Here is a 15,227-nt window from a genome sequence, read left to right as displayed (position 1 = left end):
TTTTTCTCATTTAGGATTTTCGAGGAGCCAGAATGTCGATCATGAACGGTGTCGCGCTTCGCATGAAGAGGGAAACGGCGCTGTCATCAGCCGCTGCGTGCTGCGCCGTCCTGTTGGCCCTCACCAGTGCTACATCTGCCTCGGCCGAACCGGCCACGGCGGAAGGCGCGCGCAAACTGACCGAGACCTTCCAGTCCTATATCGGCTCCGTGCCGTTCGAAAAGGGCTTCATCGCTATCGCGCCCAAAGACGACGGTTACGATGTGACCCTTTCCTTCGATGGCACCAAGCTCGACGCCGCCAAGGGCAAGGGCGTCGCCGAGGTCTTGCGCATCAATCCTTACGTGGTGCGCCTGACGCCGCAGGCTGACGGCAATTGGGCTGTGAAGAGCGGCCCGGCGCCCATTGCCGTGGCCTGGAGCCGGGTCTGGAAGGAAAGCCCGGAGACCGGCAGCCTGAATTTCACCGCCTGCGCCAGCCAGGGTGTGTTCGCTCCCAAGCTGATGAGCTTTGCGACCCTGACGGCCGGCTGCGACGGCAGCGCCGCGACGGTTCGCAATCATGATGCCGACATTGATCTGTCGACCGGCAAGTTCGGCTTTGCGACCAGCAGCAAGCCCGATGCGAACGACGGCGTCGACGTCAAGTTCGACAGCGAGTTGCAAGGGCTGAAGGGCAAGGTCCAGGACAAGAAGGATCAGCAATTCCCGGTATCGTTCGAACTGGCCGGCGGCCAGCAGACGTTTTCGGCCACCGGTATGCGCTTCGCGGCGATCTATGATCTCGTTGCCTTCCTGCGCGAGCACCCCTCCAAGGGGCAGATCGTCCTGGCGCAGGACGACCTCAAGACCAAGCTGCGAGCCGCCTTGCCGTTCTGGCAGGAGGTTTCGAGCACGTCCCACATCGAAGACCTCGTGGTCACCCTGCCGTTCGGCCAGGTCAAGCTGGGCAAGGCCCAGCAGGCCTACGGGCTCACCGGCCTGGTGAAGCAGGGCTACTATTCCGACGCACTGAACTATTCCGGCCTCGAGATTCCTGACGTCGTGGTGCCCGAATGGGCCCGCTCGCTGATCCCGGCCCAGGCGAACTACGCCACCAAGCTGTCCCTGAACGGCCTCGACGGCATGGCAGACGTGCTGATCCGGGGCCTCGATGCCACGCAGGATCCGCCCTTCAGCAAGATGATGGCGGTGGCGCTGATGACGCGGCTGCTCGACGGCGACCTCAATTACAAAGTCAATTTCGACATCACCGCTCCCGGCTACACCTTGAAGGGGGATGGCAGCGCGGCGGTCAATCCCGAGCCGACGGCCAGCCTTTCGGTATCCGCCACCGGCTTCGACGCGGTGATGGAGAATCTCGGCAAGGCCGATATCGAGGATGCGCGTAAAGTGGTGTTCTTCCTCTCCTTCGTGAAGGGACTCGCCAAGGAAGAGGCGAACGGGCAACTGGTCTGGAACGTCTCGTACGACATCGTCACGCATAGCGTGAAGGTCAACGACCAGGTCTTCCGCCTGCCACAGCCGGACTAAGTCAAGTCTTGTCGGCGGTGCGCCTGCGGCCGATGAAGGTCGTGAGGCCGCCCCCCAACAGAAAGGCCGTGCCGAGCAAGGCGGCAAGGCCTGTGAAGAACCAGCGCCCGAGCAGGCCGTCGAGCGTGGCGTCGGTCGGAATGGCCGGATTATAGGCGACGGTCACGCTGTCGCCTTCGCGCAGGAGGGAACTGCGCACGAGGTTGGTGAAGCGGATGACACTGCCTTGCGGTGTCGAAAAACTGACGACCGGATAGGGATTGACCGAGACGATGGTGCCGGCGGCCGAGGCCGTACGAGGGCTGCGCCATTCGCTCATGCCGAGCACCGGGGCGGCAAGCAGCCCGGCGAAGCCCAGGATGAGGAAGCTACGCCCCACGATCGACAGGGCTGCCGGGCCTCGGACACGTCGCACACTCACCATCATGTCATTCCAGTCACAATTCCGATGTCCGGGGTTTACGGCACTTGCCGCTCCGAGGGAACAGGCGGGTTGCGAGATCGGCCGGCAAGCGGCCCGGCGGGAATGCGTTTCGTTTTAGCAGTGCAGTCGCGCTTCCATGTTCACGCCGTGAAGCAGACGTCATTGCGAGCGCAGCGAAGCAATCCAGATTTGCCGCATACCCAAGACCGGATTGCTTCGCTGCGCTCGCAATGACGATATTCCGGGTTCGCAATCTGACGGCTGTCGCCCTAGAACAGGATCCGCCTCAAAGGACTGGGCAGCGAGGGCAGTTGCCGCAGCAACCGATCCAATGAAAAGCTGCCGGATCCTGCAATCGACAGGACGAACATGCCGCCGGCGATGGCGAGGTCCTTCTCGAAATGCAGCAATTCGTTCTGGCTTGAAAAGTCCATATGGAAAAGCGTCGCCGTGGCGAGGCAGAACAGGCCGAGCAGAATGGCGCCGATACGGGCAAGAATGCCGAGAGCGAGGGCCAGGCCCGCCCCCAATTGCAGTGCTATGACGCCGACGACCATAGGGGCGCTGATGCCGACCACGGCCATGGCCTGGACGGTGCCCGTGAAATGCATCGCCAGGGTTGTCCCTTCGTGAACGAAGATCAAGGCGAGCAGCAATCTGCCGGCGAGGAGCACGGCATTGGTGAGTCCTGCCTTGATCTTGCTGATTTGAGTCATCGCAGCCACCTCCGACCGAAAAAGGGCGGCAGGCGCGTCGACGCCTGCCGGCTCACACGTCATTTCGTCACCTTGGTGTCGATGGCTTTCTGCAGGTCCTCGAGTTCCTCGCAGCCCTGGGGACACAGCCTGCCGAGTTCCGACAATTGCATCTTGGCCTTGTCGACGTCGCCGGTCTCGACATAGAGCTCACCGAGATATTCTCGGGCGGCCTTATGACCAGGCTGCAGTTCCAGCGCCTTGGTATAATAGGTCAGCGCCGTTTTGTAGTCGCCGGTCTTGCGCAGTGTGAAGCCGAGCAGGTTGTAGACATCGGCCTGCTGGGTATCTTCGGCCAGGCCCCGCAGTTCCTCCAGGGCGCCGGTATAGTTCTTGGCTTCGATCTTGGCCTTGACGGATGTCAGGTCCGGCGCGTCGGTGGATTCGATATTGTCGACGGCATAGGCGGGTATCGAGAGCAGCGTGGTGGTGACCGCGGCCAGTGCCAGCGTGGCCACCGCTGTCGCGACTGCATATTTCAGCATGGTTTTTCTCCTGATGGCGGAATGTCGGTTTTCAGAGCTGTGCGGTCGGCGTGAAGCCGTAGGCATTGCCGTCCTTCACGAAGGTGCCGCTGCCGGGGAATGGGAAATGCGAGCCGCAGATCCTGATGTTGTCGGCGATCACCCGGTCGATGAGCTTGCGCCGTGTTCCGATGGCCATCGGACCATCCTGGTCATAGGCGCCTTGCCAGTCCGGGTGGGGGGCAAGCAGAGCGGGCACATACATGATGTCGGCCGAGACCATGAACTGCTCGTTGCCGGAACCCATGAGATAGACGGAGTGTCCTGGCGTGTGGCCGGGCGCCGACAGGATCTGGATGCCGGGCGCGACTTCGGCCCCGTCCTGCACCAGCTTCCAGTTCTTCCATTTCGGAAAGTTTTCGACGATGCGCTTGCCGGCGGGTCGCCGCCCTTCCGCCAGCTTCTCGACGCGCGACGGGTCCGTCCACCAATTGTATTCGGCGGCGCTGACGATCAGTTCCGCATTGGGGAAGACGGGCGCATTGGTGCCCTTTTCCATCAACCCCCACACATGATCGGGATGGAAATGCGAGATCATGATGGTGTCGATGGCCTTGTAGTCGATACCGGCTGCGGCCATGTTGGCCGGCAGATGCGTGGCATTGGCCTGCCATTGTCCGACACCCGAGCCGGCATCCATCATGATCAACTTGTCATTGACCTTGAGCACGACCACCGTGAGAGGGATCGGCATGAACTCGGTGGTCAGGCCGGCCTTGGACAAGGCCGCCTTGGTATCTTCCACCGATGCGTTCTTGATGAAGGTCGGGTCGTGGGGCTTGCGCCAAATGCCATCATAGATGGCCGTCACCTCGATGGATCCGACCTTGTATTTGTAGAAGCCCATGCTTGGCTCGACGGGCGTCTGGGCGAGGGCAGGGGCTATGAATTCAAGTTTTCCCGCCAGGCCGAACGCTGCGGCTGCCGCCGCAGAACCCAGCACCGAACGGCGCGTCATCTTCAGCATTCTGGTCACTCCTGTTCAACGGCTCATGCCGGACGGTTGCACTGCCTGTCAGTGCCTCCGCTGAGTGACCAGACCTGGGGACGCATGGAATTATTCCCGTCCGTCGCAAAGTTTTTTCGATCTCCGGGATTCGTGTTGTCGGCGCGCCAGGCCTTGGAGATCGAACTCGACCGTTTCATCCCTCGATGTAGGGCGCGGTCGCCGTGCCCTTCCGACGCCTCATGCGCTCCGTTCGCTGCCTGAAGCGGAAGAGCGGGCAAGATGGGCTTTCAGAAAGTCGATCCAACTGCGCACCTTGCGTGGCAGCTGTCCTGCGGCCGGGTAGAGCGCATAGACATTCTGGGCGGGAAAGCGATAGTCCGGCAATGCGTCGAGCAAACGCCCGGAAGCCAGATCGTCCTGGACGAGCCATTGCGGCAGCAGGGCAAAGCCAGCGCCCCGCAGGGCAAAGGCGCGCAGGATCGAAGCGTTGTCGGCGAGAAGGCATGGTTCGCCGGCCGGCCGATAGGCATGGCTGCCACCGGCACGATCCTTCAGGTCCCAGGCAGGCACCTGCTCCAAACGCCGATGCCCGAGCCGCGGATAGTCGTCGAGCGCCGCCAGCGTGTCGATGCGTTTTCGGCCCGATGCGGCAAGCAGGTCGGGTGCGATGACGGGACGCATCTCGAATGTGTCCAGGCGGACGGCCTTGTAGCCGAGATCGCGCAACCGGCTCAGCTCTCCCAGGCGGATGGCCACGTCGAAACGCTCGCGCACGAGATCGGTCTCGAGGGAATGCGTCTCGATCTGGACCCGGAGGGCCGGATGCAGGCGCATGAAGGCCTGCAATGCCGGCACGATCCGCGTCAAACCGTATTCCACCGTGGTGGTGAGGCGCAGGGTTCCGGTGAGATCCGCATGCTCGCCGCGCGCCTCCTCAATGGCGAGACGCGCGGTCTCCAGCATGTCGACGCAACGCGCGTAGAAACGCTCGCCTGCCGCCGTCGGCACTACGCGCCGCGTGGTGCGGCTGAACAGGGGAACGCCGAGATCCCCTTCAAGCTGCTTGACGTTGAAGCTTACCACCGCGCGGGCCTGGCCGATACGGGCGGCGGCAGCCGTAAAGGAACCAGTCTCCACCACGGCACGGAAGATTTCGAGACGGCCGAGGCTGATCAAACTCGTTCTCCATTGTCAAAAATAATACGCTAATATTGTCCAATTATTCGACTTATTTATCGTATTGGCAATCGCTAGGTCTGGGGCAGTTCATCAGCTCTCCATGTCGGTCATGTCGGTTCGTTCAAAAATTGCTATCGTCTACCTGCTGGGTTTCGGCCTCGACCTCGCCAACATGTTCGTCGTCAACGCGGCCTATCCGGCTCTCGGGCGGGAATTGCAGGCATCGCCGGCGCAATTGGCCTGGACCGGCAATGCCTATATGCTCGGCCTGACCGTGGTGATCCCGCTCGACGCCTGGATGGCTGCGCGCTGGGGCGAGCGTCGGGTCTTGCTGGTGTCCCTCGGTGTGTTTGCGCTCGGGGCAGGCGGTTCGGCTGTTGCAGGGTCCCTCGCTGCCTTGCTGGCCTGGCGCCTGGCGCAGGGACTGGGAGGCGGCGCGCTGATCCCGGTCGGGCAGGCGATGGCCTACCGCGCCTATCCGTCGAGTCAGCGCGCCGGGCTGACATCCCTGGTGATGATGGTTGCCCTGATCGTCCCCGCCCTGTCGCCGGCGATCGGAGGCGTCGCCGTCGATTTCCTGTCCTGGCGCTGGATCTTCATCGGCATGCTGCCCGTGGCCGGTCTCGCCATCTGCCTCGTGCAGCTCTGGCTGCCGAGAACGGAGCGCCAGGAGGATCCAGGTCCCCTCGACGTCTCCGGATTGGCGACCAGTATCACCGCCCTGGTCGCGCTTCTGCTCGGGCTGACCTGGCTCGGTGAAGGCGAGCAGGCCTGGCTCGCAAGCGTCGCCATCGGCATCGCCATTCTAGCCGGGACACTCCATGTCAGGCGCGCTTTGGGCAGGTCACGGCCCTTGCTGGAGCTCAGGCTGCTGTCGCGACCACTGCTGCGTGGCCCGGCCATCGTCTATCTGTGCGTACCCGGCGTTTTCGTTGGCGTGAACCTGGTCGCCTCCCTCCATCTCCAGGGCGAGCTCGGACTCACGGCTTCCCAGACGGGAGCCCTGATGATTCCCTGGTCGATCGCGGCTTTCGCAGCGATCTCCTGCACGCGTCTCGCGATTTCCCGATCAGGGCCGGTGCCCCTGCTCGTGGCCGGGATGCTGGTCCAAGCGGGGGGCATCCTGCTGCTCTGCGCCAGTGGTGACTGGCTGATCCCAGCCTATCTCGCGATGGGGTTCGGCGGCAGCCTGTGTTCGAGCGCGGCTCAGAGTGCGGCCTTTCTCGACGTGCCGCATCGGCAGATGGGCCAGGCCAGCGCGCTGTGGAACATCAATCGCCAGTTGAGCTTCTGCCTCGGCGTCGCGGTGATGAGCTGCCTCGTCGGCAGCTTCGCGGGGACACTGGGCCCGTCGGCGCCATCGCAGGCCTATCTCCATGCCTTTGTCGCGGCCGCGGCGCTTTCGCTCCTGCCCCTGCCGGCGATCCTCCGGCTACCGAACCTCCAGGCCCGGCGCCTGCTGGGCCATGTGGTCCGTTCCGAAACCGAATAAGGAGACCAAACATGCATACATGCTTTGCCCAGGAAGTCATCGACACCTGTGTCGAAATCCGTCTGTGGCTGTCGGGAGAGGGAAATGAAACGCACTTCTCCAGTTTGCTCGAGCGCTTCTCGCCTGCCTTCACCATGGTGACCCTCTCAGGAGCGCAGATCGACTATGAGGGCTTGCAAACCTTTTTCATTCAGGCTCGCGGCAGTCGGCCCGGATTGCGGATCGTGATCGACGAGCTGGAGACGCTGCTCGGCAACGAGGACGGGGCCGTCGTCTCCTATCGCGAGCGGCAGGAGAGCGCCTCGGGTGGGACCACCATGCGGCGATCGACCGCCGTCTTCACGCGTGACGCACGGGGCTCCGTGCAATGGCTGCGTCTGCAGGAAACGCCGTGCCTCTGAGGCGGTGGCGCGATCACGCTGGCCAAGCCTGTTCCGCCTGCAGGAGATCTTGCAGGGATTGGCGAATAGCCCGGGTACAGGCGAGGACCTTGTGGTCCTGCAGCAGGCCAGGTCCGCGCGGAAAATCGCTGGCCCAACCGCCAGATTCCTCGACCAGGAGCAGGCCGGCGAGCACGTCCCAGCTCTTGAGGGAGAGCTCGCAAAAGCCGTCGATACGGCCGCAGGCGACCTGGGCGAGCCCCATCGCCGCCGAGCCGTTCTGGACGAAGGCATAATCGTTTGCGAGGAGGCGGCCGATCAGCCCGAGATAGTAGGCGGTGGGGTGCCGAAGCGAATATCCCGCATCGACAACGGCATCGGAGGGACCACGTGTCGTGCGAACGCTGATGGGGCTCCCGTTGCAAAAGGCGCCCTGGCCGCGCCGGGCGCTGAAGATCTCGTCAGCGATCGGATCGTAAACGACGCCGCTCTCCGTCCTGCCGTCGACGCAAAAGGCGATCGACACGGCGAAGTGGGCGATGCCGCGGGCAAAGTTCAGCGTGCCGTCGATCGGATCGATGACCCACAGATGGCGTGCGGGCGAGCCGCCGGTTTCTTCGGTCAGTATGCCATCGGCCGGGAACGCACCGGCAAGTTGATCGATCAGGAAACGATCGATTTCCAAATCGGCCTGGGTCACCGGATCGTGCCGGCCTTTTTCGAAGCTGGACAGCGCCTCGTCGGAGCGGAAGTAGCGACGCGCGATCGCTCCGGCCTGCCGGGCGCAGTCCTGAGCGAAGCGATGCCGCCGGTCGATGTCGTCGCCGATCACGATTTCCGCTCGCGCCTTGCCACCAGGGAGCGTTTCACGTCCTCCTCCGCCTCGTCGAGCAAGGAGGTGATGGCCTTGGCGGTCGCGATCGGATCTCGCTTTGCAATGTTGTCGACGACCGCCTGGTGCAGGGCGAGCGAGTGGCTCTGGCCCTCGGGATTGTCGTCCGTCAGGCGAAAGCTGATGACCAAGGCGGTCTCGATCAGCGCGGCGAGGGAGCCGATCAGCTCATTGCCGGACATGCGCAGGATGGCTTGATGGAAGGCGAGATCGGGTATGGCGAAGCGTTCGCTGTCGTCGCCGGCCTGCTGCATTCGCGAGAGCAGGAGGCGCAACTGCGCGACCTGCTCATCGGTCGCCCTCTCGGCGGCCAAGGCGGCGGCCATCGGCTCGATGGCGCGCCGCAGCTCGAACAGGGAACGGGCCTCCTCGGCCGTGGTTCTCGGCCCGTAGCGCCAGACCAGCACGTCGGGGTCCAGGAAGTTCCAGTCCTCTCTGGCGCGCACGCGCGTGCCCACCTTGGGGCGCATCTCCACCATGCCTTTATTGGCGAGCACCTTGACGACCTCTCGCAGCACCGTGCGGCTCACGCCATGGGCGGCACTCCAGTCATCGGCATTCGGCAATTGATCGCCCGGGGCGAGGTCGCCCCGCACGATGCTCTGGCCGATGTCGTTGAGAAGGCGCGAATAGAGGCTGGTGCCGGTGGCGTTCCCTCCCAGAGAGCTCATGGGTGAAACCTTGGAAGGAAAGGCTGCATTCTTCATTCTATTCCCGTTAGCGGCGTATCACGCCGCGGATAAGCAGCTTGGGACGATGGCGGTGAGGTGGCATGGCAAACTAGCCTTGACCAAGCTGCCTCGTCCAATCCTCACCGCGCCGGTATCCTTCAGATCACAGCTTCATGTCGAGATTGACCTTGAAGGCATGGCCCTGGGTGTGGCTGACAAGCTGGCCGGAATAGGAGGCTCCCAAAGTTGTGTTGGGCGCGAGCGCGATGTCGACGCCAGCCTCGACCGCCAGCGCATCCTTGGCGAGCGGCGCGCCCGCTATCGTGAAGGACGAACCATTGTTGAAGGCGAGCTTCGCATTCTGGGTCACGTCGTCGAAGGCGTGCTGCCAGCCGAGCGTGCCGCGCAGGGTCAGCGTGGTCCCGGCGACGTCGAAGCCGGTCGAGGCATGGAGCCCCAATGTGGTGTAAACGGTGTCCGCCGAACTCTTCTGGCTGGTCAGCGCCGCTGTGGTGCCGCCCTTCTCGGCAAAGCCTTGCGTGTCCAGATGGACATAAGCGAGATTGGCGAAAGGCTCAAAGGCGCTCCGACCGAGATCGAAGCGATAGCTGAGCTCACCGAAGGCCTGTGCCGTCGCAGCATTGTACTGCCCCGAAAGCCTTTCGCGGAAGGCCGGGAATACGACATCGCGCTTGGTGTCGACATTATGCCAGCCATAGATGGCGCCGGTACGAAAACCGAGCCGGCCCCATTGCGTGCCGCCATAGAGGCCGAGCTGATAGTTGTTGCTGGAGCCGTCGGAGGTCCGGGCGGAGACGTCGAAACTCGTATGGCTGTAGCCGGCGAGGACGCCCACGCGCCAGTCCCCGACCGGTGCATCGATACCGCCGACGAAGCCGCCGCTGGTGCGGTCGAAGGAGGCGGCGTCGCCCGAACCCTTGGCCCGGCCGGTGGCGGCGAAGGGCGTGCCCCAGACGACGATGCCGTCGGTGTTGCCTATGGCCGCGCCGCCTGACGTTCCGGCGATACCGCCGAAGGCCGAGCGCAGGCGTCGGTTGGCGGCATCGCGTGGGTAGCGGCTATCCTCGAGGAAGGCGCCCTTGATATCGGCATGGATCTCGCCCGAGAGCGCATTTCCGTAGGGACGCACATAGCGGTAGAAGCCGATTGCGGTCTGGCCGGGATGGTTCGGATCTTCCTCGCGATTCAGGATGTGCATCGACCAGCCGTCGGGCGTGTTCTTGAAGACCAGGCCTTCGACTTCCTGCTCGCCATTGGTCTTGAGATTGCCGATGAGCTCGACCTGGCCGGTCACGAGATTGGCGCGATAGATCAGCTTCTGGTCATTATCGGTCGAAAAATACATCCAGCCGTTGAAGATCTTGCCACCCTGGGCCTGATCGATGGTCTGGGACAGGGGAATGTATTTCTGGAACGACCAGTCTGAAAGGTTGTAGACGGCGAGTTCCGTTGCATTTTCATAGGCCATGCCGTAGCCGACGCCGTTCTTGGCGTCGACGGCCACCCAACTGGCGATGTCATGCGTGCCATGCGGAGGATTGAGCGGAAAAGCCTGGCCGAGATAGGTCAGTGTTTTCGCGTCATAGATCGCGAAGACCGGCCTTTCATATTTGCCATTGGTGGTCGGCGAGCGGTTGCTCGTGTCCAAAGAGATGTAGAGCTTGCCGTCGGCATAGTCGATGTCGCCGATATGGTTGAGCCCGATATCGGAATATTGGGAGGGATTCTTCAGCGCATCTGGAATGGCTGAGGTAACCAGCAATTTCGGATCGAAGGAGCCGTTGGTCATTTCCAGGGCATTGGTGCCGGAAAAATACCAATTGGTGCCGTCGGTGGTGACGCCCTGGCCGCGTGAGGCATCGACGCCCGAGAACAGTGATTTCTCGACCATGATCCAGGGTTCCACCGCCAGCGCGGGCAGGCTGGTGGCACCGAGCATCGACAGACCGACGAGGCATGGCCAGGCGGTTCTGCTGAGCCAAGGGCGGAGTCCGGCACAGGCGATGGGAGCGAAGGTAGTCTTCTCAGGCGGTTTGCTCGACGTATCAAACGGTGTGGCAGGCATGGTTTCGATCTCTCGGGGCAGGTTTTTGTGAGTGCACAGCGGCGCCCGCCGGCCTTGCGGCCGGCGATGACGTGCGAAAATGCGACTATGACGAAACATCCCGGCCGGCGGCGGCACCAGCCCGGCCCTGGATATTGGCGAGGATTTGGAGGAGACGCGCCAGTACAGATGAAATCGGACCGGCGCGTGTCAGGTACAATCAAAGCATCGGCTTGAAGACATATACCGGCATCCGCTGTGCGGATGATGTGATCTCGGCGAAATAGCGGGCTGAGTAAGAATTCCTATCGGTGGTCACTAGGCGCGGTCACGAGCAGGCTGCCTCGATGCCATCCGTCCCGTCCGATGGGTAGGATGGCGGGGTGCTTGCTCGATGAGATGCTTCATAGGGACGGCGCGTGACAATAGTATGAATAATATGAAGAATGGAAAAGATGGTCGCGGTGACAAGCCAAGGCAGCCTTGTCGGCGAGTGGCGGCTTCAAAGCACCTGATTTGTAGTGCGAGGTTTTCTTATTCCGCAGCCGCGCGGTTGAGCGAGGCGATCAGATCGGTGAAACGTTCGCCCTGCACCGCGACGTGATCATAGAGGCGTGTGGAGGCGAGGGCACTATCGCCAGCCAGCAGGGCGTCGACGATGGCTTCGTGCTCGGCCAGCGAGGTGCGCATGCGGTTGCGTACACGGAGCTGTAGGCGGCGGAAGGGAGCGAGGCGTTTGTGCAGGGCGATGGCCTGCTCGGCGATGAAGTCATTGCCGCTGGCCACATAGATGGCGCGGTGGAAGCGTTCGTTCTCGTAGTAATAGACGTCCATGTCGCCGCTGTCGGCCGCCTTGCGGCAGGCTTCAAGCGTCTCTCCCAGCGCGGCCTCGTCGCTCGGTAGCAGGCGGCGGGCGGCCAGGCGCCCGCAGATCGCCTCAAATTCGGCCATCAGGCTGAACATGTCGATCAGGCGCTTGGGATCGGGGGCGCTGACGATGGCGCCACGGTGCGGGCGGATCTCGACCAGACCGGCAGCCGCCAATTGCTGGAGAGCCTCGCGGATCGGCGTCCGCGACACCCCGAATCTGGCCGCCAGCGAGACCTCGTCGAGCCTGTCGCCGGGCTTGGACACCCCTGTGGCGATTTCTTCTTCGATCTGGTTGCGCAGGCGGGTCGCGGGTTTTTCGCTCATGGCCGATATCCTCCGCAATTTCGTACGACTCCCAAGGTGATGGAGTCAATCTCGTAAAACTTGTATACAATTTTATTGTAACTGTTTCAAAACTGCAATAATGGTGAATGCAACCGCAGGCGGAACCAGCCAGCCTCGGATGGATGAGAGGAAATCGCCATGTCGCTTGCCTTGAGGCAGATGTCGCTTACCCGGAGGCAGATCCTGACTGCCGCACTTGCAACGCCATTGATCATCCGGTCGGCCGGGGAAGCCCGCGCCGCCACTACATTGAAGATGTCGCATCAGTTTCCCGGCGGCACCGTCGAGCAGGGGGATTTTCGCGATCGGCTTTGCCGCATCTTCGCCGCCGAGGTGGAAAAGCGCACCAGCGGCGCCTTGAAATTCGACGTCTACGCCAATGCCTCGCTGATGAAGACCAATGCGCAGTTCTCGGCCATGCGGCGCGGCGCCTTGGACATGTCGCTGTTTCCCGTCGCCTATGCCGGGGGCGAATTGCATGCCACCAATCTGGGCCTGATGCCCTGCCTGGTGACGAGCTATGAGCAGGGCGCCGCCTGGAAGAATGCCGAAATCGGCAAGGCGCTCTCCGGCATCCTGGAGGCCAAGGGCATCAAGATCATCGCCTGGGTCTGGCAGGGCGGCGGCGTGGCCTCGCGCGGCAAGCCGGTGCTGACGCCCGACAGCTCCAAGGGGCTGAAGATCCGTGGCGGCAGCCGGGAAATGGATCTGATGTTCACCGCCGCCGGGGCGCAGGTCTCTACCATGCCTTCGAACGAAATCTATATCGGCATGCAGACCAGTGCGCTCGACGCCGCCGTGACCTCGTCGACCAGCCTGATTTCGTTCCGCCTGGAGGAACTCGCCAAATCGCTGACCTCGGCGCGAAAAGGCTCCTTCTGGTTCATGCTCGAACCGCTGCTGATGTCCAAGACGATCTTCGACGCCCTGCCTGCCGATCAGCAGAAGACGCTCCTGGATGTCGGCGCCGAAATGGAAGGCTGGGCCACCAAGCAGGCGCAGCACGACGACGAGGAGGTCGCCAAGGTCTATGCCGCCAAAGGTGTCGAAGTCGCCGATTTCAGCGCGACCGACCTCGCCGAGTGGCGCAAGGTCGCCGAGGCCAGTTCCTGGAAGGATTATGCGGCGCGCTCGAGCGAGGCCGCGGAGTTGCTGAAGCTAGCACAGAAGGTGGCGTGAGATGGGCGGCTCGATCCAGCACGACGCCATTCTCGCCGCCGACGAAACCCGCCCGGCGGAACAGGCGGGAGCGGTGCGGCGGGTGTTCGGGGCTGTCAACGCCGTCGCCTTTCGGCTCTCGGCCGTGGCTCTGCTGGCGGCGGCTGTGGTCCTCACCTTCGGCGTCATCACCGGGCATGTGACGCGCCAGTCCGTGCTCTGGCAGGACGAAGTCACCATCTACCTGATCGCCGGTGCCATCTTCCTGTCGGCGGCCTCGGTGCAGGCGGTACGCGGCCATGTCGGGATCGACATCCTCGACCATTGGCTGCCGGCGACCGCCGGCACCAGGCGGCTGGTCGTCGATGCGCTGGTGCTGTTCTTCTGCGTGCTGTTCGCCTGGAAATCGGGCTCGCTCCTCCATGAAGCCTGGGTGGACGAGCAGACTTCGCACTCGGCCTGGGGCCCACCCTTGTGGATTCCCTATTCCCTGCTGACGGCAGGCATGGTGCTGCTGGCTGCGCAGGTCGCCCTGCAGGTGGCGGAACGATCGCTGCCGGTGTGCATCATCGTGCTGCTCGCCGTGCTCGCCTTCGCCCTGTGGTCGCGCCCACCCCTGCCGCTACTAACCGGCCTGCCGCAATGGGGCATCGGCGTTGCCTACTGTACTGCGACGCTGATCGTGCTGTTCTCGGGCATGCCGATCGCCTTCGCCCTCGGGGTGGTGGCGCTGACCTTCATGATCCTGTTCATGCCGGCCGCCTCGATCGACACGCTGGCGCAGAATTTCTACGAGGAACTGGCCAATGTTATCATCCTTGCCATCCCGCTCTTCATCCTGAAGGGGGCGGCGATCGGTCGTTCCAACGCCGGCAAGGATCTCTATTCGGCCTTGCATGCCTGGCTCCATCGCATTCCTGGTGGGCTCGGCGTGGCCAACACGGTCGCCTGCGGGCTGTTCGCTGCCATGGCCGGCTCCTCGCCCGCCACCTGTTCGGCCATCGGCGCCGCCGGCATCCCAGAGATGCGGGCCCGCGGCTATTCGGGCGGCTTTGCCGCCGGCATCATTGCGGCCGGTGGCACGCTCGGCATCCTCTTGCCGCCCTCGGTCACCATGCTGCTCTATGCGGTGGCGGCAGAGGTATCGCTCGGCAAGCTGTTCCTGGCCGGAATCGGCCCGGGGCTGCTCCTGATGACGATGTTCGCCATCTACGCGATGCTGCATTACCGCAAGGAGAAGCGGCAGGCCCTGGTCCAGGCCGAGCGCACCGGCGTTCGTTCGGCCATCCTGCACGAGGAGAGCTACACCTTCGCCCAAAAGCTTCGCATGGTCGGCTGGGTGGTGCCCTTCGTCTCCATCCTCGCCGGCGTGATGGTGGTGCTCTATGCCGGCTGGGCGACGCCCTCGGAGACCGCCGGCGTCGGCGCCGTGCTGGCCCTGGTGGTGATCTCGGCCATGTACGGCATCTGGCGGCCTTCCAAGGTGATGCCGATCCTTTCGGGCACGCTCAGGGAATCGACCATGCTCTTGATGATCATCGGCATGTCGCTGCTCTATTCCTATGTGATGAGCTATCTCCAGATCAGCCAGTCGGCGGCAGCCTGGATCATCAGCCTGAACCTGTCGAAATGGCTGCTGCTGACGGCGATCCTGCTCTTCGTGGTGGTCCTCGGCTTCTTCCTGCCGCCGGTCTCGATCATCCTGATGACGGCGCCGATCATCCTGCCGCCCTTGAAAGCGGCCGGCTTCGACCTGATCTGGTTCGGCGTGGTGATGACCATCGTCATGGAGATGGGCCTGATCCATCCACCGGTCGGGCTCAACATCTTCGTGATCAAGAATATCGCGCCGGATATCCCGCTCGGGGATATCATGCGCGGTACGCTGCCTTTCGTCGGATTGATGGCGTTGGCGGTGGTGCTGGCCTGTCTGATCCCCGGCCTCGCCACCTGGCTGCCCGATCTGATCATGGGGTAATCCATTGACAGGG

14 protein-coding genes and 1 pseudogene are annotated in these 15,227 nt (G+C 63.1%); 6 read left to right on the top strand and 9 right to left on the bottom strand.

The window, feature by feature from the left end:
* The first annotated feature begins 32 nt into the window (after window positions 1-32).
* Window positions 33-1,532, top strand: a complete 1,500-nt coding sequence (locus ACZYTC_RS11865) for a hypothetical protein (protein WP_441772617.1) — start codon at window positions 33-35, stop codon at window positions 1,530-1,532.
* A 1-nt stretch (window position 1,533) separates the two neighbouring features.
* On the opposite strand, the gene ACZYTC_RS11860 is transcribed toward ACZYTC_RS11865, so the two are convergent.
* The 5 genes from ACZYTC_RS11860 to ACZYTC_RS11840 all read right to left on the bottom strand — a co-directional run bounded on the left by ACZYTC_RS11860 (window position 1,534) and on the right by ACZYTC_RS11840 (window position 5,360).
* The gene (locus ACZYTC_RS11860) at window positions 1,534-1,959 is read right to left on the bottom strand and encodes a DUF3592 domain-containing protein (RefSeq protein ID WP_441772616.1); all 426 of its coding nucleotides are present in this window, start codon (window positions 1,957-1,959) and stop codon (window positions 1,534-1,536) included.
* A gap of 266 nt (window positions 1,960-2,225) precedes the next feature.
* Entirely contained in the window at window positions 2,226-2,672 is a 447-nt protein-coding gene (locus ACZYTC_RS11855; protein WP_434955884.1) for a DoxX family protein, read from the bottom strand.
* A 59-nt stretch (window positions 2,673-2,731) separates the two neighbouring features.
* A complete protein-coding gene (locus ACZYTC_RS11850) occupies window positions 2,732-3,196 on the bottom strand; it encodes a tetratricopeptide repeat protein (RefSeq protein WP_441772615.1) in 465 nt (154 codons plus the stop codon).
* Window positions 3,197-3,227: 31 nt separating this feature from the next.
* Window positions 3,228-4,202, bottom strand: coding sequence for an MBL fold metallo-hydrolase (locus tag ACZYTC_RS11845; protein WP_441772614.1), 975 nt, complete (start codon window positions 4,200-4,202; stop codon window positions 3,228-3,230).
* Window positions 4,203-4,421: 219 nt separating this feature from the next.
* On the bottom strand, window positions 4,422-5,360 hold the full coding sequence (locus ACZYTC_RS11840) for a LysR family transcriptional regulator (RefSeq protein WP_441772613.1): 939 nt from the start codon (window positions 5,358-5,360) through the stop codon (window positions 4,422-4,424).
* A gap of 112 nt (window positions 5,361-5,472) precedes the next feature.
* On the opposite strand from ACZYTC_RS11840, the gene ACZYTC_RS11835 reads away from it, so the two are divergent.
* Window positions 5,473-6,855 carry an MFS transporter gene (locus tag ACZYTC_RS11835; RefSeq protein WP_441772612.1) on the top strand — a complete coding sequence of 461 codons (1,383 nt, stop codon included), beginning with the start codon at window positions 5,473-5,475 and terminating at the stop codon, window positions 6,853-6,855.
* A gap of 11 nt (window positions 6,856-6,866) precedes the next feature.
* Entirely contained in the window at window positions 6,867-7,256 is a 390-nt protein-coding gene (locus tag ACZYTC_RS11830; RefSeq protein WP_441772611.1) for a hypothetical protein, read from the top strand.
* 13 nt (window positions 7,257-7,269) lie between these two features.
* Here the strand turns inward: ACZYTC_RS11830 and ACZYTC_RS11825 are convergent, their stop codons facing one another.
* The 4 genes from ACZYTC_RS11825 to ACZYTC_RS11810 form a co-directional block, all read right to left on the bottom strand.
* On the bottom strand, window positions 7,270-8,067 hold the full coding sequence (locus ACZYTC_RS11825; RefSeq protein ID WP_441772610.1) for an inositol monophosphatase family protein: 798 nt from the start codon (window positions 8,065-8,067) through the stop codon (window positions 7,270-7,272).
* Complete coding sequence (locus ACZYTC_RS11820) at window positions 8,064-8,798, bottom strand: FadR/GntR family transcriptional regulator (protein ID WP_441772609.1); 735 nt, start codon at window positions 8,796-8,798, stop codon at window positions 8,064-8,066. Before ACZYTC_RS11820 ends, ACZYTC_RS11825 begins: the two co-directional genes overlap by 4 nt.
* Window positions 8,799-8,961: 163 nt before the next feature.
* Complete coding sequence (locus ACZYTC_RS11815; RefSeq protein ID WP_488989680.1) at window positions 8,962-10,758, bottom strand: autotransporter outer membrane beta-barrel domain-containing protein; 1,797 nt, start codon at window positions 10,756-10,758, stop codon at window positions 8,962-8,964.
* Window positions 10,759-11,397: 639 nt separating this feature from the next.
* On the bottom strand, window positions 11,398-12,057 hold the full coding sequence (locus ACZYTC_RS11810) for a GntR family transcriptional regulator (RefSeq protein WP_434955893.1): 660 nt from the start codon (window positions 12,055-12,057) through the stop codon (window positions 11,398-11,400).
* Between the two features lie 159 nt (window positions 12,058-12,216).
* Between ACZYTC_RS11810 and dctP the strand changes: the two genes are divergently transcribed.
* From dctP to ACZYTC_RS11795, 3 genes and pseudogenes are all read left to right on the top strand, one after another.
* Entirely contained in the window at window positions 12,217-13,257 is a 1,041-nt protein-coding gene (dctP, locus tag ACZYTC_RS11805; protein ID WP_441772607.1) for a TRAP transporter substrate-binding protein DctP, read from the top strand.
* A gap of 1 nt (window position 13,258) precedes the next feature.
* Window positions 13,259-13,774: pseudogene (locus tag ACZYTC_RS11800) on the top strand (TRAP transporter small permease); the annotation flags it as partial.
* 96 nt (window positions 13,775-13,870) lie between these two features.
* Window positions 13,871-15,214, top strand: a complete 1,344-nt coding sequence (locus ACZYTC_RS11795; protein ID WP_488990000.1) for a TRAP transporter large permease — start codon at window positions 13,871-13,873, stop codon at window positions 15,212-15,214.
* Window positions 15,215-15,227: the final 13 nt, after the last annotated feature.

It is taken from the genome of Labrys sp. F242, assembly GCF_057813875.1.
This window is presented reverse-complemented; position numbering and strand designations above follow the sequence as displayed.